Source organism: Actinoplanes sp. NPDC051343 (assembly GCF_044455125.1).
In the GTDB taxonomy this organism is placed as follows: domain Bacteria; phylum Actinomycetota; class Actinomycetes; order Mycobacteriales; family Micromonosporaceae; genus Actinoplanes.
Genome location: NZ_JBITEL010000006.1, coordinates 144,470 through 163,886, shown reverse-complemented (window position 1 = coordinate 163,886; position 19,417 = coordinate 144,470). Strand labels below are relative to the sequence as shown.

Below are 19,417 nucleotides of genomic sequence, written 5' to 3'. Positions count from 1 at the left end.
GAGAGTCCGGAGCGCGGATGGGTCGCGCGTTGTAGCTGGTGACGCGGATTCCATCCGATTAGCAGACCATTGGGCTCCTGCTTCGGGAAGGTGACAGATCCCGTCGCCACCTGACGAGCAGTGTCGGTCCATGACAGGTTGAACTCGGCAACAACGGGGCCTGCTCCATTCACGCATCCCGCACGGCAGCTGACAGCGGCGGCGTTGGCTTTTGAAGCGTGGGAGATAATTTGGTCGTCCGGTTCTCAGCAACGTGAGCCTTCGGAGTGCCCGTGTGGCCACTCTCCCGACGACTTGACGCCAGCCCAGCAACGGGTCGACTCCGACTCGCCAAGCAACGTGCCTCTTTCGGGAAAAATACGGAAGACGAACCTGCGCGGAGTGCCTCAGTATGGACGCCACGATATCGACACAAGGAGGGCGATACTCGTGCGGCGAGAAAATCTCGGATCGCAACCACGGGACGAGCTGTTGACCATTGATGAGGTCGCACAGATGCTCAGGGTTCCGGTAGGCACTATTCGCAAGTGGCGATCCGCCCGAGAGGGCCCTCCCGCGTTCCGTGTTGGCAAATATTTACGGTTCCGTAGATCGGCAGTCGAGACGTACATCACGGAACGCGAAAGGGCCGAGGATGGTTGATAGAATCCTCATTGCGACGACACACGGTTTAGGAAACCTCATGTCATCCGGCCTTAGTGCGCAATTCCGAGGCAACACTCAAGTGCTTGTCAAGCATCCTGCATTCACGCTTTTTCAGAATCACTTCCGCAAGCGTTAGCAGGTCAACCTCGCGCGCCGAGACAAAACTCGGATGCGGCTCTCGAACCTGTAACCTGCCGGGTAGATGTTGGATAGCCGTCGGTGCCACGCGCCCGCACGAGCATGAGGGCTGACGGCGGGCTGACGGCTCGGTCTGTCCTACAGCCAATCGAGCGTCGCCAGCCTGGACGGAGAATCAGGAAGCAGCCGCAGCGCGTAGATGTCACCTCGACGCGAGGGATGTACGACCTCGATCCACTCCCGGCCTCGGTCGGCAGTCAGGCAATGCTGCGCCGCTCCGAGGTAACGCAGCTGGAAGCCGACGAAGTAGGGCGTTCCCGGGCCGCATACGTCTTGGCCGTGCAGATGCACCTCTGTGGGGTCGACGCCACGGCTGAGAAAGTGGGCGAACACCGCGCGTCCGGCCCGGTAGAGCGGGCTCGTCGAGGGCCATCGCCATTTCAGATGTTCGAGGGCGCGGGGATGGGTGATGTCGCGGTCTTCGAGGACGAGTCGTTCTACGTGCAGGGCCTCGCGGTCGATCGCTTCGATCAGACTTTCTCGGCAGTAGAGAGGCAGCCAGTGGTCCATGCCCTCGAACTGCGGGAGCATCGCGTCGCGTTCAGCCCTCCCGGCGAGCGGGTCTTCCTTGATCGCATGTAGCCGAGCCAGCGCGGTGGATCGGCTCTCGCCGCGGCGCCACAACAGCGTCGTGCCCGGCGCCGCTATGTCGGGAGGCTCGAACGTGAATTGCGCGCCGCGTTTGCGGCCGACGAGCGCTTGCCGGAATACTCGATGCGGGTCGTAGCCACGGGTCAGCGCGTTGAGCAACGTCGACTTCCACCGTTTGTCCTGCTTCTCGAGGTCGACGTACAGGTCGACGTCTCCCGGATGTAGCGCACCCCTGGCGAATGACCCGAAGACGTGAATCTCGCGGACGATGCTCAGCGGCCACTCGCTGTGCACCTGATGGATACGCTCGAGGATGTCTTCCACCAAGCTCACCGCCCTCGGACGCTCCATCGGTAAGCCTCTCCAAGCGCAGAACCGCCGTCGGCGCGACGGGCGGGGCCTCTCATAGCGAGCACCGGCCGATCTCCATCATCAAGCCTCCGACGGCTCGCCAACACCTGTCACAGCCTGACTCGCATTGACGGGGAGGTCAGCACGAGGTGCTGGGCGCGGCGGCTCCAGCAATTCGATCCAGGCATTCATGTCGACCGCGCTCTAGTTGTCGGCCACAGACGCGGCACCGCGCGCCTCGCGTTTCACGCCAAGCCAGTGCCGATGCGGACGCCGGCGGCCGCACGTCGCGCAGACCAATAGTCCGGTCAGCGCGTAACGGCCGACTCGCCTGTCTCAGGCACGCGCCGTCCGATTCCGGCTCCGGACGTGCTGGTAGTGGCTGCGGCCGGGCACAGCCACCACCGGTTCACCTACTCTGGAAGGACTCGCGGGGCGCTCGCCGCTGCGGTTCACGCCTGCTCTTGCACGTAGGATTCCGGGTCCTTGTCGACCGGCGCGATCCCGTACGCATGCTCGTTCTCATAGGTGATGAACGCCAGTGCGATGTCGTGACGGGTCTGCAGGTCGGCGTGTCGACGGAAATCGGCCAGATCCTGGCGCTCTTCCTCCGCCATGTGGTCGCTGTTGGCTACCCGCGCCTCGGTGACCCGCTCCCACCAGGCGTCGCTGCCCACCTCCAGGCCGGCCACTTTCCGGACGGCGTCGCGGATCTCGTTGTGGTCCTTGACGGCGTCCTCGGTCTCATCGCGGGCGCTGTCGGCGTCGCCGGCCCCGCGACCGATCGTCAGCAGTTTCGGATAGAAGAACTTCTCCTCGGCTGCGGCATGAACCTCCAGCAACACCTCGAGGCGGCTCCAGATGGCGCCGAGAGCAGCCGCATCATCGCGAGGAACGTCGTCCAGCAGCGCGAAGGTGCGCCGCTGCTCGTGATGCTGGAACAAGATGAGTTCGGTGATGTCCATGTCCTGGCCCCTACCCCGCATTCCGGCCGTCAAAAGGCGACCGGCGTACCCGCGACCTTCATTCCCGACCGGCGATGCGCCTGGCCACCCGCCTGACCCCGCGCCGTCTGTCCATCAGGCTCAACGGGCGGATGCTCGGTGAGGCCGCCGCCAACCTCGCCCGCACCTGGACACCGGTGCCGAAACCGGCGCGGTGACCCCTGGTGTGCCGGCAAGCTGGGTCGGCGTCACTGTCATCAGCTCGCCCGTCTGACGGGAACGGACCGTTCGACGTCGACGTCTCATCACCATGCGCAGGAATCTTCCAGCAGCCTTGGCCATCGTGGTCGCCTTCTGTTCGATGTCCGGCTGTGCCCGGTCGGAACCCGGCCAGGCGCCCAGGACCTCGGCCAGCAACCCCGGCGCCTCCCGTCCCGCCGTGGTTGAGGTTCTCCCCCTCGACTTCGCCCGCCGCGGGGGTCTTGCGGGCGTGGATGCGCGCCTCCACATCACCGACGACGGATGGGTCACCGTCTCGAACGACGGCGTCACCGGCAGGCCGAAGGCACTCGACGCCAGCCAGCTCGCCACGCTGAAACAGGTGCTCGCCGACGCCACCCCGTCGAAGCCTCGCTCCGTCGCGACCGCGATCCGCTGCGCCGACGGGTTCAAATATCTGATCGGTACGCCGTCGTGGACCGTCACCACGGACGGCTGCGTCTCGCACACTCCGGCGTTCGACCGTGCGCTGACATTACTTCTGCCGCTCCTCCAAGCTGATGCCACCAACCCGGTGAGCCCGATCCGGCCCACTCACTGACCGCGCTGGACCGATGGTCCAGCCGTCTGACGAACCCCTGGAAGTAGCGGGCGACCAAGGGCCTCGCGAGCCGGGCACGCCGGTGATCCGTCACCAAAGCGAGCATCTTTCGCCCACCGTCCGTGCAATCAGCCTCCTAGCGTGACAACGACCCGATGAATTGCGAAGCTCCCGGCCGGTGGAGAAGCCGATGAACGGCTTTGTCGGCCGGTACGACTGTTCACAGCGCTGAGCCGCCGCACGGACGACTCGCGGACCAGAATGAGGGGTAGAGATGGTGCACAAGTCAACCTCAGACACCGCTCCGGCCGTGGTCAGGGTCGCTCAGGTCGGTGTCGCGCAACGAGTCGTCGCGAGCCACAGCGACCATCGATCCTCGCAGGAGACGGTAGCGCGATTGGACGGTGCCGGCTTTCCGGTGGAAAGAACGACGATCGTCGGCAGCGGCCTGCAGACGCGGGAGCGGGGCCGGAGCCGGTTGTCCTCCGCCGATGTCGCCGGCCGCGGCGGCGTCTCCGGGATCATAGTCGGCGCGCTGGTGGGTTGGTTGCTGGTGCTGTTCGGGGTGATGACCCCCGAGTTCTCGGCGCTATGGGGCGCCGTGAACGGGGGCATTGTCGGTGCCGTGCTGGGCGCGACGGTGGCTCTGCTGGGCTACGTCATCACTCGTGGGCGCCGCTGGTTCACCTATCCGCCAGACGTGCGGGCGCAGCAGTACGAGGTCCTGGTCGACGCGGATGTCGCTGACGACGCGGTGCGGATCCTGCGCTCGGTTTCCTCGGCACCACTGCCGGACGACGTTTCGGCGAGCCGGCACGATAACGCGAGGTGATTGCCGGTACGGCCCGATCCGAGTAGGCAGGCCGATCCGGAAGAACCTTGCGCTGGAGGAATGCAGCCCAAGCCGCTGCCTTCCTTCAGTCACGCAGCTGTGATGTGCTCGCCAAGACACTGCCATGAACGACGGGGAGTCTGGTGTCATCAGCGTCTGTCCAGCCGACGAAAGTGGAGGTGTCGTATGTATTCGTGGATGCATCCGGAGTGGTACGACCTAACGCCCCTGCTGGGGCGTCCGGCCGGTGATCATCCGGCTGCCCGGCCGGAGCGGGACCTGACCGCCGATCAACGCCTGACCAACGCCGTCGTGCAGGCGCTCTTCGATGATCCGAAGGTGACCGGCGGAACCGTCGAGCTCACAGTGCAGAACGGTGTCGTGATCCTGGAAGGCACCGTCGACTCTGACGGTGTGCGGATCGCCGCGGCGGCGGCGGCGGCGGGCGTCTCAGGGGTAAGGGATGTCTGCGACGCGCTCGTTGTGAAGAACACGTGACCACGGAAGCGCTGAGCCCGCGCGGGCTGTCATCCGGCTGTCATGGACCCGGGGCGTTGAGGTTGCTCAGCGAGCGGATCCGCCCTTCACGGCCTGGTCACTCACGGCACGCGGCCAGCCGGGCGACGCTTGCCGGGAGCCCATGCGGGGCGGTATCAGGGGCATGAAGACTGCAGCGAACCGATGGCGGACCACGATCGGCGACGCCTTGCGGACCGAGTTGTGGCCAGTGCCGGCGATCGCTGTCGTGGCCGCCGTCGCGCTGGGAGTCGTCATGCCCCGCGTGGACGCCCACGTCGACGACGCGCTGCCGCCGGTCGTAACCGCGTACCTGTTCAACGGTGGACCGGAAGCCGCCCGCTCAGTCCTGTCCGCGGTGGCGAGTTCGCTGGTCACTGCCACCTCTCTGACCTTCTCCCTCACCGTGGTGACATTGCAGCTCGCCAGCAGCCAGTTCTCACCACGGTTGCTGCGCACCTTCACCCGCGACCGGCTGGTGCATCTCAGCCTCGGCGTGTTGCTGGCGACCTTCGTCTACGCGCTGACCGTGCTGCGCACCGTGCGCGCGTCCCTGTCCGACCAGGCCGCCTTCGTACCTCAGCTGGCGGTCACGATCGCGTTCGCGCTGACGGTGCTGAGCGTCGTGACGCTGGTGGCGTTCCTGGCCCATCTGGCGCGGCAGATCCGCGTTGAATCGATGCTCCGGGAGGTCCACGCCGAAACCCTGACCACCATGCGCCGCCTTCTCACCGGCTCGGACGGGCGAGACTCCACCGTCGGCCAACGCGTGGAAGTGCCCACGGACGCCGCCCTGTTGTGCGCACCCTCCTCAGGCTTCCTGGCCGCGGTCGACAGCGCCGCGCTGCTGTCGGCGGCGATCAGCGCGGATGTCGTGATCCACTTCGACCGGCTGCCCGGCGATTCTCTGATCGCCGGCACGCCCATCGCCGCGGTATGGCGGAAGCAGAAAGACGGCGCTCTCGCCGAGGACATCCGCGCCGCAGTGCAGGACCGGGTCGCCGATGCCGTCAATACCAAGTTCGAGCGCACGCCGGTGCAGGATGTCGCGTTCGGGCTGCGCCAACTGGTTGACGTCACCTCCAAGGCCCTCTCCCCCGGTATCAACGATCCGACAACAGCCGTACATGCCCTCGGCCACATCTCTGCCCTGCTGTGCGAAGCGGCACAAAAGGATTTCAGCGACGAGCTTCTGCGTGACAAGGAAGGACAGGTGCGTGTCGTCCTGCGGCGGCCGGAGTTCGATCAGCTGCTTGACCTCGGCGTCACCCAGCCCCGCCGCTTCGGCGCGGGCGACCCGGAGGTGCTGTCCCGCATCGCCACTCTGCTCCGAGAGGTCGCCTGGGTCAGTACCCGGCCGGCCCACCACCTCGCGATAACCCGGCAGGTGCAACGCCTGTCCGACACCGTCGACCGGCAGGACTTCGACGACACCGAACGCGGGCTGCTTCACGATCAGCTCCGCGCCGTACGCAACGCCCTCATCGGCCGATGGCCGGTGTCGGCACCGTAGTGGCTCCTCCTCGGGCTGCAGGCCGCGTCGTCGTCTGGTCCCAATCGCCTGGGCAAAAACGGGAGCGCCCGGGCTATAGAAGTCGTGAGACGGGGAAGGCGCACCCCACATGGACGCTCGCCGCCTCCCGGCGGCCGGGACACGTCATCGAGGCGGTCCATCGTCCGGTTTCCCGGAAATGAGTTTCGGTTGGAGGGTGCGGTGTCCAATGAAAGCGCACGCCGATCTCCGCCGCCGGCGCAGTTGGTCGATGCGGCCGGCTGGGTGTGGCGCGCCCTGGTTCTGGCCGCCGGGGCGTGGGTGCTGCTGCAGGCCGCGAAGCGGCTCTACCTCATCACCTTGCCGTTCAGTGCCGGCATCCTGTTGGCCGCACTCGCCTCCCCACTCGTGGCCCTGCTCCGGCGCCATCGTCTGCCCCGGGCGCTGGCCGCGCTGATCGCGGGACTGGCCGGTCTGGCAGTCGTCGGTGGCGTAGGCACCTGGGTCGTCTACCAGATCGTCGGCCAAGGGCCCTCGCTGCTGGCCAGCGCGGAAAACGCACTGTCCGACCTGTCCATCAGCAACCAACAGCTCAGCGCTCTGCGCGACAACGCCATCAACGCTCTCCAGCAACAAGCCGAGAACCTCGCCGGGCCGGCGTGGACCGGACTGGTCACGGCGACCGAGACCCTCGTCGGGTTGTTCATCGCCGTCTTCGTCAGCCTCTACCTGCTCGCGCGAGGCGACACGGTCTGGCATTGGCTCGTCGGTCTGCTACCACGCCGGGCACGCGCCGGGGCCCGGCAGACCGGTCCGATCATCTGGCACACCCTGGGCGGCTGGATGCGAGGCACCGCCCTGGTCGCCTTGTTCCACGGTACGGTCGTCGCCACCACCGCCTTCATCATGGGTGTCCCGCTTGCCATACCACTGGGCGCACTGGTGTTCCTCGGCAGCTTCATTCCCATCGTCGGCGGACTCGTCTTCGGCGGCTTCGCCGTCCTGGTCGCCTTCGCCTCCCACGGCTGGGTCGCCGCGGTAATCCTGCTCGGTGTCCTTCTCGGCCTGAATCAATTCGAGGCCCACGTCCTGCAGCCCTTCCTCATCGGCCGGTACGTCGAACTCAACGCGCTCGCGGTGGTCGCCGCACTTACCGCCGGGACCCTGTTGTGGGGCGTCGCCGGCGCTATCCTCGCGGTGCCACTGACCGCAGCCGTACACGCCGGATTGAAAGCTCGTCCCAAGCCACAGCCCGCCAGCGAATCCGCGCGCGTTCCCGCCGACGACGGCGTGGACGGGGATTGCGACCGTACGCCGAACCCGTAGACGGCCGGCCTCGGGCAACCGGGCCCACATCGCTGCTACGCGGTCCTGAGGTCATCAGCCACCTCGATACGCCCCGGAGACCGATGTGGAGCGGCCCTGAATCACCCGGAAGGTCTTGCTGAGGCCGGCACCGGCCAGCGTTCGCCGTGTCATAGCCGACGGCGCCAGCAGACTCAGGTTCCGGCCCCGGCGCTCGGCCAGACGGTCCGCCTGCACGAGCGCACCGAGCGACGCGCAATCGATCAAGGCTACGTCCGTGAGATCGACTACGACGTCGTTGTTCTCCTCAATTCCGGCCAGGACACAGTCCCGCAACGGTTGCAGGGTCTCCATGTCGATATCACCGTGCAGTTCTACCACCGTGGTGTGTTCGGCCCGCACCGCCGGGACTACCACCTGGCCGGTCCCGGTGTCCACGACCAGATCCGGAACGGTGTCCACAGCCGATTTCATAGCCGTCTCCTCCACGTCTTCTCGGTCGAAGCTGACCCGGCCAGGATCGTCACTGCATTCGCGCCCAGATTCCGCCTGGCCGACCGTTGTCCGTCCCTACAGAGTGGTAGCCGCCTGTGGCGGCCACCACTCGCGGAGATGACAAGCTGATGACCGTGATCAAGGGGGCGAGGAGCCGCGAGCCGGCTTCGGCCGGGCACCGCGGTACTGCCGCCCAGCCGTGTCAGCGACAGCCTCGGGTTGACCGGGAGGCTTTCGGTCGCGGGTTCGAGCCGTCAGGCGTCGTCACCGAGGAACGGCTTCCCGCTGAAAACGGACGCGGACGCCGCCCCGAGGCAGAAAATCAACGCGCCCGTGATCACGTTGTTCAGAATGACGCCGCTCGTCGCCGCCCACCGCAGAATGATCCACTGGGACACCACCACCCAACCACCCGCTGACGCTATCGCCCAGCTCAAGAGAGACACACGCTCGGGCGCCAGCGTCAGCCCCACCCCGACGACCGCGATCGCGGCGCCGAACACCAGGTTGCTGACACGCAGACGCGGCGCCCAGACGTCGAAGTCCAGCACCCACGGCGAGATCGCCAGCCACAGCCCGGCCAGCAGCAGAAGCCCGTCTCGCAGCATCCCCGGGCGCACGGGCACGGTTCGCTCAGTGACCGATTCGCGTCCCCGCACGTCGGCTCCCGTCATCGTGTTCATTTCCCTACCTCCCTGACGCTTACGGTGCTGCCGACATACCCGGGCAACGGACTTCGCCGCGACAACGTTCATCGCCCTTCTCGGGCCGGGCCTGCACCTGGCGTCGTGGATGCTCGACATCGCTCCGACCACACATGCCGGGAATCCGCCGCTGGGAACTGTCGACGCGGGCAGCCTGGCCGTACTCGGCGGCATCAGCATCGGCCTGTTGCTGGCCGGATTCAACGGCTTCCACCGCCGCGACCTCCCGCAACGCTGACAGCAGGCGGAAGCTGTCCAGGGCCGCAGCGCTACGGGCACGCAAACGGGGGCCGGCCGTCCTCGTGACCGCACTGCAGGGCCTTGTCCACGCAGGCGAGCAAGTCGGCGATCACGAACGGTTTGACGACCATCGCCGTGGCGTGCGCCTGTTCCGGACGTTCATCGCCGGGCATCAGGCTCCCACTGACGAGCACCACGGGAACGTCTCGCAAACCCGGATCGGCCCGGATCGCCGCGCAGAGATCCACCCCGGACATCAACGGCATGTCGATGTCCGACACGACGATGTCGGGACGACTCCGGTGGGCCAGCCGCAGCGCCTCGGCCCCGTCGGCGGCCGACGCAACCGTGTGACCGGCCCGGCGCAACACCCGTACGGCGATCTCCCGAATGTCGTCGTCGTCTTCCGCCAACACCACGCTCGCCAACTCGGCCATCCCCCTTCAGTGGTGCGGAATCGTCGGACCGTACCGAAACCGGACCGTTTCGGGCGCTCGATGCCCGGACGCGGAACGGCTGCCGGGCACCGAATACCGCAATTATCTCTCCGCAGAAGTCGGGCAATAACCGCGTTTCCGCAAAACGGAGTCCCATCTGACGGTGCAAATCGGCCGGGAATTCGGCTTCTCGGCGAACCGCACACGAACCCATGACGATTCGATGACATTCGACCGATCGTCGCCGGTTGCCGCTTACGGTGCCGCAAACGATGCATCTGGACGACGCCTTCCGGTCTTCGCCGATCTGGCGGTGGCGATGTTCCGGCTCCGAGGCGGCGATCGGACGATGGCGCAGAACTCAGCTTTCACGACCGCCGGAACGCCCGGATCGAAGCATCGGCGTGACCCTTCCGACGCATACTTTCGGCCGGGCTGGATAGCCTGATCGAGTGGAAGGTGTGGAGTCTTTCGGCTGGGTCGTGCTCGGCGTATCGCTGGCGGTCGTGGCGGCGATCCTGTCCAACCGGATCAGTGATCGCATTCGCATTCCGGCGCCGGCGTTGTTCCTGGTCGGCGCCGCCATCGCCTCCGATCTGTTCCCCACGCTCGCGTCGATGCGGGTGCAGACCGTGCAGAACGTGGTCACGGTCGCCCTCATCATGATCCTGTTCGACGGCGGCATGGGCATCGGGTGGCGTCACCTGCGACCGAACGCCGGCGCCGTGCTCTGGATCGGTGTGGCCGGCACCGCCGTCACCGCGGCCGGCATCGCCACGGTCGCCCACGTCGCCCTCGGATTCGGTTGGCAGGTGGCCCTCCTGCTGGGGACCGCCCTGTCCCCCACCGACCCGGCCGTGGTGTTCTCCGTCCTCGGCCGCCGGGAAATCGTCGGTCGCTCCGGCGTGCTGCTCGAGGGCGAAGCCGGCGCCAACGATCCCGTCGGCATCGCCCTGATGGCGGTCCTGGTCGGCACCGCGGGACTCACCGGGGGCGCCGCCGTAGGCCACGGGCTGGTCGAATTCCTCCGGCAGATGGCGATCGGCGGGGTGGTCGGCGGCGTGGGGGGCTGGCTGCTGCTGCGCCTGATGCGGCGCATGCCCCTGCCCAGCGAAGCGCTCTACCCGATCCGGACCGTGGCGTTCGCCGGGGCCGTCTACGGCCTGGCCACCGTGTGCACAGGCTCCGGCTTCCTGGCCGTGTTCGTCGCCGGCATCTTCGTCGGCGACGCGAATGCTCCGTACAAGCGGGAGGTCGAACGGTTCCACAGCGCCGTGGCCAGCCTCGCCGAGGTTGTCGCGTTCGTGGTCCTCGGCCTCACCGTCTCCCTTCGCGACCTGCCCAAAGTCGACGCCCTGTGGCCCGGCCTGATCATCGCCGTCGTGCTCACCCTGCTCGTGCGGCCGCTGCTGGTCGGGCTCATCTCGCTGCCCGTAAAGCTGCGCGCCGGTGAACGGATCTTCGTGCTGTGGGCCGGTCTCAAGGGCGCCGTACCGATCCTGCTGGGCACCTTCGCGTTCACCGCCGGCATCCCCGGCGCCCAGCGCATCTACGAGATCGTCTTCATCGTCGTCACCTTCTCCGTCGTGGTGCAAGGCGGCCTCGCACCCACGGTGGCGAAGTGGGCGAAGGTACCCATGCGCAGCACCGAACTGGAACCGTGGGCGCTGGGCATGCGGTTCCGCGAGGAACCCACCGGTCTGCGCCGCTACCGAGTCGCCACCGGATCGACCGCCGACGGCAGCACCATCGCCGACCTGCCCGTGGGTGAGAACCTCTGGATCAGCATGATCAACCGCGATGGCCGCCTTGTCCAGGTCGCCCACGACACCGTCCTGCAAGCCGGCGACGAGATCCTCGCGCTCGCTGACACCGACGGCACCAGCGGTGACCCCGGAGCCATCTTCACCGCCGCGTCCGACCGCTGAACGCCGCGAGACAGCGCACCAACTGGCTACCGCCCACTCCACCTCGGCATTGCAGTCACCCCTCCGGGTCGACGCGGCTGAGGCTCGATGCGACCGTCACCAGGCGTCGTCGCCGGCCGCCGATACGGTGAGGCGGTTGCAGACGTCGTATACACCGGGAACCGCCCAGGCTCGCCTGCCCGCGGCGGCCTTCGCCTCGGGGGAACCGACCTCCCCGACGAGAATGACCACGCTGTTCTGCACCATGACGTGCAGGTAACGGCCGTACACGCGGGGGTCTCCCTGCAGGGCCTGCGCCGCCAGGTCGACCAGCTGCTCGTCGGCGTCCTGCCCGTCGTCCGGGAAGTCGTCGTCCGGGCCGTCCGGCATTAACTTCTCCTCATCGCACCCGTCATGCGTCCGTGCACACCATCACCGGGTGATGTGGCGGTGGCTCTGCAGCGACATGACAGTTGCGTGACGGTCTCAGCCGCCCGGGTTGAACTCCTGGTCAGGGCGGTAGCGCGCCGTTCAGCCCTCGCCGCGAATCGTGAACCGAACAAACGGGACCTGCTCGCCGACTTCGCGGTAGTCCTCGACACCGCCGTCGACGCGGAAACCCATGAGTCCGCACAGCCGGCGCGCGGCGGCCGGGCGTTCTCCGGCGTACCGAGCCATCACCTCGCCTCCCTGCTTGGCGGAGAGCGGTGCGGCGGTGACATTCAGCTTCCGGGCGGCGATCTGAATGGTGACGTCGGGCTCGGCGATGACGTTGCGGTACCAGTCGGCCCGGGCCCCGAAGCCGGAGGCGGCAATGTAGCCGCTCCGGTCGTGCTCGACCACTTCGAGGACGGCGTGACGGGGCTGTCCCGAGGACCGGCCGATGTGGGTCAGCAGCATGACGCGATGCCCGAGCAGCCGGCCCAGCCCGCATCGGTACAGCAGGATGGGCAGTCGCCACAGCACCCGGGCGAGTCCCGTCGGCGGGCCGGGCCGGTCGGTCATCTCCATGGGTTGCTCCTCTCACTGCCGGACGAGGCTCGCTGCCGAATGCGGCTGCCGGCCGCTCCGGGGCGGGCAGCAGCCACCGGGTCGTCGGAGCCAACGGCGGCGGCGCACCTGAAAGCGAGCGCCCGCTGCGATCGGACGATCTCGGTCAAGGCGTCGAAGTCGACGGGCTTGCGGACGTAGCCCTGCACGGACAGGTTCTGGACGCGCAGGAACAGTTCGTCGGCGACGTCGTCCTGCACGAGCAGTATCTCGGCCGGCCGCCCCTCGCTAGTCATCGGGGCCTCCGCAAATGATGCAGTAGTGCACTTGATGGTGCGACGCTACCGGTCCGCGCAGAGTTTATCCCGGGCGCTATACCGTCGGCCTGAACGAATGCGCCAGAAACGACTGATACCGAAAGGTGCTGAGGTACACCTAAAATTGCGGGGAGGGCCTCGGGCGGTACCGGACCGTCGACGAGGGCAGCGTGGGGCCGGTTCGGCCGACCGGTCGAGCACCCCGGCGGCGACGAGCACTTCCGATAGGAGAGCGATGAGCAAGGGTGACCGCGCCCGGCAACGCAACAACGCCCGGCGCATCGTCGAGCAGCAGAAGGCCGCCGAGCGCCGCCGCCGGGTGACGATCTGGACCTCGATCGCCGTGGTGGTCGTGCTGGTCGCGGCGGGGCTGATCGGCTGGACCGTGCTGGCGCAGCAGGACAAGGCGACCGCGAGCAAGCTCACCGTGCCACCCGGCGTGGTCGACGACGGCACCGCCTGGAAGGTCGGCGACGGCCCGGTCACCGTCGACCTCTACGAAGACTTCATGTGCCCGATCTGCCATGAGTTCGAGAACCAGACCGGCGCGACGATCAAGCAGCTGGTCCAACAGCACAAGATCACCATGCGGTATCACACCGTTTCGATCCTCGACCGCAGCTCCAACGGCACCAAATACTCGACCCGGGCCGCGGGTGCGGCCGCGGCCGCGGGGGTCGAGGGCAAATTCGTCGAGTACCACGACGTCCTCTACGCCAACCAGCCCGCCGAAGGCAGCAACGGCCTGACCGACGCCAAACTGATCGACCTCGGCAAATCGGTCGGCCTGACCGGCGACACCTTCACCGACGCGGTCTCCAAGCACACCTACGACCCCTGGGTCACCACCGTCACCAACCAGTTCACCAGGCGCGGATTCACCGGCACGCCGACCGTCGTCGTCAACGGCAAGCAGTTGCGGGGGCCCAACGAAGGTGTGCCGACGCCACAGCTGCTCACCCAGGCGGTGACGCAGGCCGCCTCATAGGACGTGAACTCCGGAACCGCCACCTCACACCGTTGAACGGCCGTCTCGCACGGCCAAGGTCACCCGGTGCTCGAGCCCGGATCAAGAACGAGGACCGAAGCGGAGACGAGGATCAGTGGCAGGCAACATCGGAAGGCACGCGGACGAAGAACGACGCCATCAGGGCGGCTCGCGAGGTTCGGTTCCGATCAGGAACGCCGAGCGGAGCTGGACGCGCGCGGTGATGTGGTACGGCGCCGGCGCCGGCGCCGCGGCCGTCGTCGTCGTGAGTCTGCTGTCCGGCGCCGTCCCGTACGCGTCGCTCGACATCCACGACCCGGGCGTCGTGGTGCGCATCGGGGCGCCCCTGATCCGGCTGGTGGTCGATGCCGCCGCCACCGTCTGCATCGGCGCTCTGGTGTTCGCCGCCTGCTGAGCTGGCCGGCGCTGTCCGAGGCGACCGGTGCGTTGCAGAGCTCGAAGTCCTGGCTGACCACCGCCGCCCTCACCGCGGTCCTTGCCGTGAGCTGCCACCGGACGCTGCAGTGGCGCACGACTCCGTTGCTCGCCGGGCTCGCGGTGTTCGCCACCCTACCGATCATCACCGCCGGTCAGTCCTCCTCCGACAACAACCACGACGTTGCGACCGCGGCGATCGCCCTGCATATTCCGGCCGCGGTGATCTGGCTGGGAACGCTGGTCGCCTTGCTGCGGTCCCGCGGCCTCGGCGCCGACCGGGACTTCGCCCTGCGCCGCTACCGCCGGCTGTCGATCGGATGCTGGTGGGTCGTCGCCTACTCCGGCCTGATCGACGGCGCGCTCCTGGCGCCCGGGTCGAGCATCTTCACCACCTGGTACGGAGCGGTTCTGCTCGTGAAGATCGTGCTGCTGGCCGGGCTCGGCCGGCTGTCGCACCGGCTGCGCCGCCGCATGCTTCACGACGAGGCGCCGTCCCGCCGGTTGCTCACGGCCGAACTCGGTGCGCTGATCGCCGCTTTCGGATTCTCGGCGGCACTCACCGATCTGCCGGCTCCGAAGTTCCTGCTCGATGTGGTCAGCGCCGACGAGACGATCATCGGGTACAACGTGGGCGCCCCGCCGACGGCGCTGCGGCTGCTGTTCGACTGGCGCCTCGACCTGCTGTTCGCGCCGCTGTGCGTGGTGTTGGCCGGAGCGTACCTGGCCGGCGTGCGCCGCCTCGGCGAGCGCTGGCCGTGGCACCGTACGGCGGTCTGGCTGGCCGGGTGCACCGTGCTGCTCTTCGCGACATCGTCCGGCTTGGGCCGCTACGGGGCGGCCATGTTCAGCGTCGAGGCGGTCGACCACGTGCTGGTCGGGATGCTCGTACCGCTGCTTCTGACCCTCGGGGCACCCTCTGAGCCTGGCCGAGGCCGCGCTGCCACCCGCGAGCATGCGCGCCCGGAAAGGTGTAATAATGCACTTACTTTTCCCGGCAAGCCGCTGCAGTTGAACGAGAGTCGCTTTCAGCTAAGTATAGATAAGTTCAATACTACACGTAACTCGGCGTGCAAAGACGGCGACGACGAGGGAGAATGACGGGTGTACCGAGAGTCCGTCGGGTCGGCTCCGGCCGACCTCGTTCCCGAGAAGGTGGGCAACCATGATGGGCCACAAGCTGACCATGCCGCACGTCGACAGCACCGTCTCCGCCACTCGATTGCACGAGGTCTGCGAGGCGGTCGCCGTGCCCAACTTCGACTGGATCAACCAGCCGATCATCGCCGCGCTGGACGGTCTCGCCCACGCAGCGCACATCCCGGCCGGGCCGACACAGCGCCCGAAGAACTGACGAAGGGTCCCGGCCGAACCGTCGGTGTTCCGGCCGGGCCGACTCATCGCCGCCACATGACGGTTCCATGACAGCACGCACGATCCGATGACAGAACCGCTCGGACGGCCCGCGGAGTTCGCGCCCGGCGCCCGGCGGCGCGAGGATGTGTCCATGTCCGCAGTGCTGGTTATCGAAGACGACGATCGGATCCGGCTGTCGCTGGTCCTCGCACTCGAGGAGGAGGGATATGCGGTCAGCGGCGCCTCCACCGCCGAGGAGGGCCTGGCGGCTCAGCGGAGCAGGCCGGCCGACACCGTCCTCGTCGACCTGATGTTGCCCGGCATCGACGGTTACGAGTGCATACGGCAGCTTCGACGCACCGACGACGTACCCGTCGTCGTGATCAGCGCCCGCGATGACACCGACGACATCGTGACCGCGCTCGAAGCCGGAGCCGACGACTATTTGATCAAGCCGGTGGCGGTCAAGGAGTTGACCGCCCGGCTCCGGGCGCTACGCCGGCGCACCCGCACGGCCGAGCCGGACGAGATGCGGGTGCTGCGCTTCGGTGACCTCGAGGTCTGCCCCGAGGCCGGCGAGGTGCGAGTGCACGGCAAGCCGGTAGCGGTGACCCGCACCGAGTTCCAGCTTCTCTGTGAGCTCGCCGAGCACGCCGGCCGGGTGCTCTCGCGGGATCAGCTGCTGCAACGGGTCTGGGAGTACGACGGTGGCGACGTACGCCTCGTCGACGTCCACATCGGCCGGCTGCGGCAGAAGATAGAGGACGACTCGAGCGCCCCGCGGCATCTGGTCACCGTGCGGGGCCTCGGCTACAAACTGCAGCGATGATCCGGGCCGGTCTCCGGGCCAGGGTGATCGCCGGATTCGCCACCGGCGCGCTCGCGCTGTCGGCCACCATGGCGTTCGTCTCCTACCAGATCACTCGGCACTCGTTGCTCGGGCAACGAGAGAATACTGCGGTACGAGCCGCCTACTACGACGCCGCGGTGGTCCACGCGGGCATTGCCGCCTCGGCCGACCCGGACATCGTCGCCGTCCTGCGCTCGCTCGACACCGGGGAAACCCGCCGCGCGTTGCTGCAGCGGGGCGACAAGTGGTACGCCCGTAGCGCCGATTCGGCGGTCACCGGCTCGGTATCGGCAGCTTTGCAGAAGCGGGTCGCCGCGACCACTCCGGCCGTCCAGCGCATCTACTCCAGGGGCATCCCCTACCTGCTGGTGGGCATTCCGCTGGCACCCGGCACCGCCTTCTACGAGATCGATTCTCTCCAGGAGCTCAACCACACGCTACGCATCCTGACCCTCGTGCTCGTCGTCGTAGCGATCTGCACCACCGTCGGAGGCGCGGGACTCGGCTGGTATGCGAGCCGATACGTGTTGCGACCCCTGGTGCGAGTCGCTCAAGCCGCTCGCGATATCGCCAGCGGGGCCTCCGACGCCCGGCTCGACCCCGCGCAGGAGCCCGACCTCGCGCAGTTGTCGACGTCGTTCAACCACATGGTCGACGAGCTGTCCGCCCGGTTGGAACGCGACCGCCGCTTCGCGGCCGACGTCAGTCACGAGTTGCGGTCGCCGCTGCAGACCTTGTCGGCGGCCGCCAGCGTGCTGAACCGGCGTCGTGACGCTCTCGACGAGCGCAGCGCCACCGCCGCGGGACTGGTGGTCGGCGAGGTGGTCCGTTTCCAGCAGTTGGTGGACGATCTGCTCACCCTGGCCCGTGGTGACCGGCCGGCCGAGCGGACGCCGGTCGACGTGAGCGAACTCGCGCGGGCCGAGTGTCATCGGCGCGGCCTGCCCGAGGAATTGGTGAGTGCGAGGGATCCTGTCTGGTGCGTCGACCGCCGCCGGGTCCGCCAGGCGCTGGGCAACCTTCTCGACAACGCCACGGCGTACGGCGGCGGCCCCACGGCGGTGCGGCTGGAACTCGACGGCGACCTCGGCCGCATCGACGTGGACGACGAGGGCCCCGGCGTGGCGCCCGAGGACAAGCCGATCATCTTCGATCGGTTCGTGCGCGGACGAACGGCCGGGACCCGGGGCGATGGAGCGGGAACCGGACTCGGGCTCGCATTGGTAGCGCAGCACGCGGCCGCGCATCAGGGCACAGTCACCGTGCTCGATCGTCCGGGCGGCGGCGCGCGATTCCGCATCGAGCTCGCCGGGTGCCGTACGCCATGAGACGCCGCACCGTCGCCGCCGCTCTGCTGGCGTGCCTGCTCGTCGACGGCTGTGGTGTGCCGGCCGACGACATGCCGCGCACTGTCGACCGCCCCCGCCCCGACTATCGCTCCGGAACCCCTGCGCCCGACGGCTTCGGACCGGTCGTCGAGCGTCTCTACCTCGTGCGGGACGGCAAGCTCGTCCGCGTCCAGAGGCGACTGGCGGTTGCGCGGAGCCCGCAGCAGATGGTTTCCGATCTGTCAGCCCCGCCCACCCACGCCGAGCAGCAGGACGGTCTGGCCACCGCGCTGAGCACCATGGCGATCGGCCCGATCACGTTGGTCCAGCGACGGGCGAGTATCGAGATCGACACCGGCCCCGGTCAGGGCGCGCGCAGCGACGAAGTTCTCGCCTACGGCCAGATCGTCTGCACTCTGACCAGTCAGGGAGCCGACGTCGGCACGGTCTCCTTCACCCGCGGCGGCGCGCCTCTGACCGTCCCCCAGGGCGACGGCTCCCTGACCACCGAACCGCTGACCATCGCCGACTACGCCGATCTCATCGAACCCTGAGCAGAGTGCGCCGCCGGCCACGGAGCCGCGGAGAATCGTCGTACTACCTTCACATGACCGCACCTTCGTCGCCGAATCCGACGTGGATCGTGGTGGTGAGCCCACGGCCCGTCCGGCGCGGCTCTCCCCCGACCCGTCGTGGAGGTGGACCATGAGGATGCTGGCCGGTCGCTACGCCGTCGGTGATGAACTTGCCCGCGGAGGTATGGCCGTCGTGCATCGCGCCGTCGACACCGTGCTCAGACGGACCGTCGCCGTCAAAATTCTCATGCTGGAACGATCGCACAGCTACAGGTACCGCGACGCGGTCCGCCAGGAGGCGCTCAGCGGGGCTCGGCTCAGCCATCCCAACGTCGCCCGGGTCTTCGACTACGGCGAGGCGGAGCAGGACGGCCGCTACCTTCCGTTCGTCGTGATGGAACTTGTTGCAGGTGAGACGCTGACGACGCGCCTGGGCACAGCCGGGCCGATGTCGTGGCGTGACGCCGCGGCTGTCTGCGCCGATGTCGCTTCGGCGCTGGCCGCGGCCCACGAACACGATGTGGTCCATCGCGACGTCAAACCGAGCAACATCATGCTGTCGGCGGCCGGAGCGAAGCTTGTCGATTTCGGGTTGTCGGCGCCGACCGGGGCAAGCGCGATCGACTTCGACGGGCGCATCCCCGGCACGCCGTCATACTTCGCGCCCGAGCAGTTCCACGCGCTGCCGGTCAGTCCGGCGGCCGATGTATACGCTCTCGGGCTCGTGCTCCATGCCTGCCTGGCCGGACGCCCCGCATGGACCGGCGGCGTCGACAGCGTATTGGTAGCCCGGGCATGCTCACCGACCCCGCGACTGCCGGAGTGGTGCGAGGTTCCTCCGGAAGTGTCGTCCATCTACCGCCGCTGTCTTGCTCGTGAGCCGAAGAAGCGCCCACCGGCCGGCCGGGTCGCTCATCTTCTGCGCCAGGCTTGTGCGCCCTCGTCGCCTGCCCGGAGCGGCTCTCGAACCCGAATGGTTCCGCGGCGACTCCTGCCGGTTTCGGGGTGATCGGTGGCCTCGGACCTTCGCCGGTTGGCCAGCTCCTCCTCCGGCGACTCGCAGCACAGGCACCGCACGGGGTTGCCCGGCCGCGTTGCACT

Annotated in this window: 25 protein-coding genes; 17 read left to right on the top strand and 8 right to left on the bottom strand. The window is 67.8% G+C overall.

The window, feature by feature from the left end; all coding sequences use genetic code 11:
* Window positions 1-120 precede the first annotated feature (120 nt).
* Window positions 121-642, top strand: coding sequence for a helix-turn-helix domain-containing protein (locus ACIA5C_RS20960; RefSeq protein WP_396056953.1), 522 nt, complete (start codon window positions 121-123; stop codon window positions 640-642).
* Window positions 643-921: 279 nt separating this feature from the next.
* Here the strand turns inward: ACIA5C_RS20960 and ACIA5C_RS20955 are convergent, their stop codons facing one another.
* Both ACIA5C_RS20955 and ACIA5C_RS20950 read right to left on the bottom strand, forming a co-directional pair.
* Window positions 922-1,758: a nucleotidyltransferase domain-containing protein gene (locus ACIA5C_RS20955; RefSeq protein ID WP_396056951.1), complete on the bottom strand. Its 837-nt coding sequence runs from the start codon at window positions 1,756-1,758 to the stop codon at window positions 922-924.
* Between the two features lie 479 nt (window positions 1,759-2,237).
* Window positions 2,238-2,750 carry a hemerythrin domain-containing protein gene (locus tag ACIA5C_RS20950; protein WP_396056949.1) on the bottom strand — a complete coding sequence of 171 codons (513 nt, stop codon included), beginning with the start codon at window positions 2,748-2,750 and terminating at the stop codon, window positions 2,238-2,240.
* Between the two features lie 74 nt (window positions 2,751-2,824).
* Between ACIA5C_RS20950 and ACIA5C_RS20945 the strand changes: the two genes are divergently transcribed.
* The 6 genes from ACIA5C_RS20945 (at window position 2,825) to ACIA5C_RS20920 (ending at window position 7,715) form a co-directional block, all read left to right on the top strand.
* Window positions 2,825-2,947 carry a hypothetical protein gene (locus ACIA5C_RS20945; RefSeq protein ID WP_396056947.1) on the top strand — a complete coding sequence of 41 codons (123 nt, stop codon included), beginning with the start codon at window positions 2,825-2,827 and terminating at the stop codon, window positions 2,945-2,947.
* A 221-nt stretch (window positions 2,948-3,168) separates the two neighbouring features.
* On the top strand, window positions 3,169-3,549 hold the full coding sequence (locus ACIA5C_RS20940) for a hypothetical protein (RefSeq protein ID WP_396056945.1): 381 nt from the start codon (window positions 3,169-3,171) through the stop codon (window positions 3,547-3,549).
* Window positions 3,550-3,823: 274 nt separating this feature from the next.
* Window positions 3,824-4,381, top strand: coding sequence for a general stress protein (locus ACIA5C_RS20935; protein WP_396056942.1), 558 nt, complete (start codon window positions 3,824-3,826; stop codon window positions 4,379-4,381).
* A 186-nt stretch (window positions 4,382-4,567) separates the two neighbouring features.
* Window positions 4,568-4,879 carry a BON domain-containing protein gene (locus ACIA5C_RS20930; protein WP_396056940.1) on the top strand — a complete coding sequence of 104 codons (312 nt, stop codon included), beginning with the start codon at window positions 4,568-4,570 and terminating at the stop codon, window positions 4,877-4,879.
* A gap of 163 nt (window positions 4,880-5,042) precedes the next feature.
* Window positions 5,043-6,410, top strand: a complete 1,368-nt coding sequence (locus ACIA5C_RS20925; protein WP_396056938.1) for a DUF2254 domain-containing protein — start codon at window positions 5,043-5,045, stop codon at window positions 6,408-6,410.
* A gap of 201 nt (window positions 6,411-6,611) precedes the next feature.
* Window positions 6,612-7,715, top strand: coding sequence for an AI-2E family transporter (locus tag ACIA5C_RS20920; RefSeq protein ID WP_396056936.1), 1,104 nt, complete (start codon window positions 6,612-6,614; stop codon window positions 7,713-7,715).
* Between the two features lie 54 nt (window positions 7,716-7,769).
* Here the strand turns inward: ACIA5C_RS20920 and ACIA5C_RS20915 are convergent, their stop codons facing one another.
* Together ACIA5C_RS20915 and ACIA5C_RS20910 are read right to left on the bottom strand one after the other, a co-directional pair.
* Window positions 7,770-8,156 (bottom strand): STAS domain-containing protein, encoded by a 387-nt coding sequence (locus ACIA5C_RS20915; protein ID WP_396056934.1) that lies wholly within the window; start codon window positions 8,154-8,156, stop codon window positions 7,770-7,772.
* A gap of 287 nt (window positions 8,157-8,443) precedes the next feature.
* Window positions 8,444-8,872, bottom strand: a complete 429-nt coding sequence (locus tag ACIA5C_RS20910) for an SPW repeat protein (protein ID WP_396056932.1) — start codon at window positions 8,870-8,872, stop codon at window positions 8,444-8,446.
* 109 nt (window positions 8,873-8,981) lie between these two features.
* Between ACIA5C_RS20910 and ACIA5C_RS20905 the strand changes: the two genes are divergently transcribed.
* Window positions 8,982-9,131, top strand: coding sequence for a hypothetical protein (locus tag ACIA5C_RS20905; RefSeq protein WP_396056930.1), 150 nt, complete (start codon window positions 8,982-8,984; stop codon window positions 9,129-9,131).
* 31 nt (window positions 9,132-9,162) lie between these two features.
* On the opposite strand, the gene ACIA5C_RS20900 is transcribed toward ACIA5C_RS20905, so the two are convergent.
* Entirely contained in the window at window positions 9,163-9,570 is a 408-nt protein-coding gene (locus ACIA5C_RS20900) for a response regulator (RefSeq protein ID WP_396056928.1), read from the bottom strand.
* A 452-nt stretch (window positions 9,571-10,022) separates the two neighbouring features.
* Between ACIA5C_RS20900 and ACIA5C_RS20895 the strand changes: the two genes are divergently transcribed.
* Window positions 10,023-11,498 (top strand): potassium/proton antiporter, encoded by a 1,476-nt coding sequence (locus ACIA5C_RS20895; protein ID WP_396056926.1) that lies wholly within the window; start codon window positions 10,023-10,025, stop codon window positions 11,496-11,498.
* Between the two features lie 96 nt (window positions 11,499-11,594).
* Here ACIA5C_RS20895 and ACIA5C_RS20890 read toward each other — a convergent pair whose 3' ends face one another.
* From ACIA5C_RS20890 to ACIA5C_RS20880, 3 genes are all read right to left on the bottom strand, one after another.
* Window positions 11,595-11,867 carry a BON domain-containing protein gene (locus ACIA5C_RS20890; protein WP_396056924.1) on the bottom strand — a complete coding sequence of 91 codons (273 nt, stop codon included), beginning with the start codon at window positions 11,865-11,867 and terminating at the stop codon, window positions 11,595-11,597.
* A 141-nt stretch (window positions 11,868-12,008) separates the two neighbouring features.
* Complete coding sequence (locus tag ACIA5C_RS20885) at window positions 12,009-12,488, bottom strand: nitroreductase family deazaflavin-dependent oxidoreductase (RefSeq protein WP_396056922.1); 480 nt, start codon at window positions 12,486-12,488, stop codon at window positions 12,009-12,011.
* A complete protein-coding gene (locus ACIA5C_RS20880) occupies window positions 12,479-12,763 on the bottom strand; it encodes a hypothetical protein (protein ID WP_396056920.1) in 285 nt (94 codons plus the stop codon). Before ACIA5C_RS20880 ends, ACIA5C_RS20885 begins: the two co-directional genes overlap by 10 nt.
* Before the next feature lie 256 nt (window positions 12,764-13,019).
* Between ACIA5C_RS20880 and ACIA5C_RS20875 the strand changes: the two genes are divergently transcribed.
* From ACIA5C_RS20875 to ACIA5C_RS20840, 8 genes are all read left to right on the top strand, one after another.
* Complete coding sequence (locus ACIA5C_RS20875; RefSeq protein ID WP_396056918.1) at window positions 13,020-13,772, top strand: DsbA family protein; 753 nt, start codon at window positions 13,020-13,022, stop codon at window positions 13,770-13,772.
* Window positions 13,773-13,992: 220 nt separating this feature from the next.
* Window positions 13,993-14,187, top strand: a complete 195-nt coding sequence (locus ACIA5C_RS20870) for a hypothetical protein (protein WP_396056916.1) — start codon at window positions 13,993-13,995, stop codon at window positions 14,185-14,187.
* Between the two features lie 32 nt (window positions 14,188-14,219).
* Window positions 14,220-15,308, top strand: coding sequence for a cytochrome c oxidase assembly protein (locus ACIA5C_RS20865; RefSeq protein WP_396056914.1), 1,089 nt, complete (start codon window positions 14,220-14,222; stop codon window positions 15,306-15,308).
* Between the two features lie 64 nt (window positions 15,309-15,372).
* Window positions 15,373-15,561 (top strand): hypothetical protein, encoded by a 189-nt coding sequence (locus ACIA5C_RS20860; protein ID WP_364095407.1) that lies wholly within the window; start codon window positions 15,373-15,375, stop codon window positions 15,559-15,561.
* A 153-nt stretch (window positions 15,562-15,714) separates the two neighbouring features.
* Window positions 15,715-16,392: a response regulator transcription factor gene (locus tag ACIA5C_RS20855; RefSeq protein WP_396056912.1), complete on the top strand. Its 678-nt coding sequence runs from the start codon at window positions 15,715-15,717 to the stop codon at window positions 16,390-16,392.
* Entirely contained in the window at window positions 16,389-17,741 is a 1,353-nt protein-coding gene (locus tag ACIA5C_RS20850) for a sensor histidine kinase (protein WP_396056910.1), read from the top strand. Before ACIA5C_RS20855 ends, ACIA5C_RS20850 begins: the two co-directional genes overlap by 4 nt.
* A complete protein-coding gene (locus ACIA5C_RS20845) occupies window positions 17,738-18,295 on the top strand; it encodes a GerMN domain-containing protein (RefSeq protein ID WP_364095414.1) in 558 nt (185 codons plus the stop codon). Before ACIA5C_RS20850 ends, ACIA5C_RS20845 begins: the two co-directional genes overlap by 4 nt.
* Before the next feature lie 151 nt (window positions 18,296-18,446).
* Window positions 18,447-19,325 carry a serine/threonine-protein kinase gene (locus tag ACIA5C_RS20840; protein ID WP_364095417.1) on the top strand — a complete coding sequence of 293 codons (879 nt, stop codon included), beginning with the start codon at window positions 18,447-18,449 and terminating at the stop codon, window positions 19,323-19,325.
* The last annotated feature ends 92 nt before the right edge of the window (window positions 19,326-19,417 follow it).

Excerpts from the sequence above, each read along its gene's own strand:
- ACIA5C_RS20945 (WP_396056947.1), top strand. The coding sequence starts at position 2,825 with ATGCGCCTGGCCACCCGCCTGACCCCGCGCCGTCTGTCCATCAGGCTC.
- ACIA5C_RS20950 (WP_396056949.1), bottom strand. The coding sequence starts at position 2,750 with ATGGACATCACCGAACTCATCTTGTTCCAGCATCACGAGCAGCGGCGC.
- ACIA5C_RS20880 (WP_396056920.1), bottom strand. The coding sequence starts at position 12,763 with ATGACTAGCGAGGGGCGGCCGGCCGAGATACTGCTCGTGCAGGACGAC.
- ACIA5C_RS20845 (WP_364095414.1), top strand. The coding sequence starts at position 17,738 with ATGAGACGCCGCACCGTCGCCGCCGCTCTGCTGGCGTGCCTGCTCGTC.
- ACIA5C_RS20930 (WP_396056940.1), top strand. The coding sequence starts at position 4,568 with ATGTATTCGTGGATGCATCCGGAGTGGTACGACCTAACGCCCCTGCTG.
- ACIA5C_RS20860 (WP_364095407.1), top strand. The coding sequence starts at position 15,373 with ATGATGGGCCACAAGCTGACCATGCCGCACGTCGACAGCACCGTCTCC.
- ACIA5C_RS20900 (WP_396056928.1), bottom strand. The coding sequence starts at position 9,570 with ATGGCCGAGTTGGCGAGCGTGGTGTTGGCGGAAGACGACGACGACATT.
- ACIA5C_RS20840 (WP_364095417.1), top strand. The coding sequence starts at position 18,447 with ATGAGGATGCTGGCCGGTCGCTACGCCGTCGGTGATGAACTTGCCCGC.
- ACIA5C_RS20855 (WP_396056912.1), top strand. The coding sequence starts at position 15,715 with ATGTCCGCAGTGCTGGTTATCGAAGACGACGATCGGATCCGGCTGTCG.
- ACIA5C_RS20890 (WP_396056924.1), bottom strand. The coding sequence starts at position 11,867 with ATGCCGGACGGCCCGGACGACGACTTCCCGGACGACGGGCAGGACGCC.
- ACIA5C_RS20935 (WP_396056942.1), top strand. The coding sequence starts at position 3,824 with ATGGTGCACAAGTCAACCTCAGACACCGCTCCGGCCGTGGTCAGGGTC.
- ACIA5C_RS20850 (WP_396056910.1), top strand. The coding sequence starts at position 16,389 with ATGATCCGGGCCGGTCTCCGGGCCAGGGTGATCGCCGGATTCGCCACC.
- ACIA5C_RS20905 (WP_396056930.1), top strand. The coding sequence starts at position 8,982 with ATGCTCGACATCGCTCCGACCACACATGCCGGGAATCCGCCGCTGGGA.
- ACIA5C_RS20885 (WP_396056922.1), bottom strand. The coding sequence starts at position 12,488 with ATGGAGATGACCGACCGGCCCGGCCCGCCGACGGGACTCGCCCGGGTG.
- ACIA5C_RS20925 (WP_396056938.1), top strand. The coding sequence starts at position 5,043 with ATGAAGACTGCAGCGAACCGATGGCGGACCACGATCGGCGACGCCTTG.
- ACIA5C_RS20875 (WP_396056918.1), top strand. The coding sequence starts at position 13,020 with ATGAGCAAGGGTGACCGCGCCCGGCAACGCAACAACGCCCGGCGCATC.
- ACIA5C_RS20910 (WP_396056932.1), bottom strand. The coding sequence starts at position 8,872 with ATGAACACGATGACGGGAGCCGACGTGCGGGGACGCGAATCGGTCACT.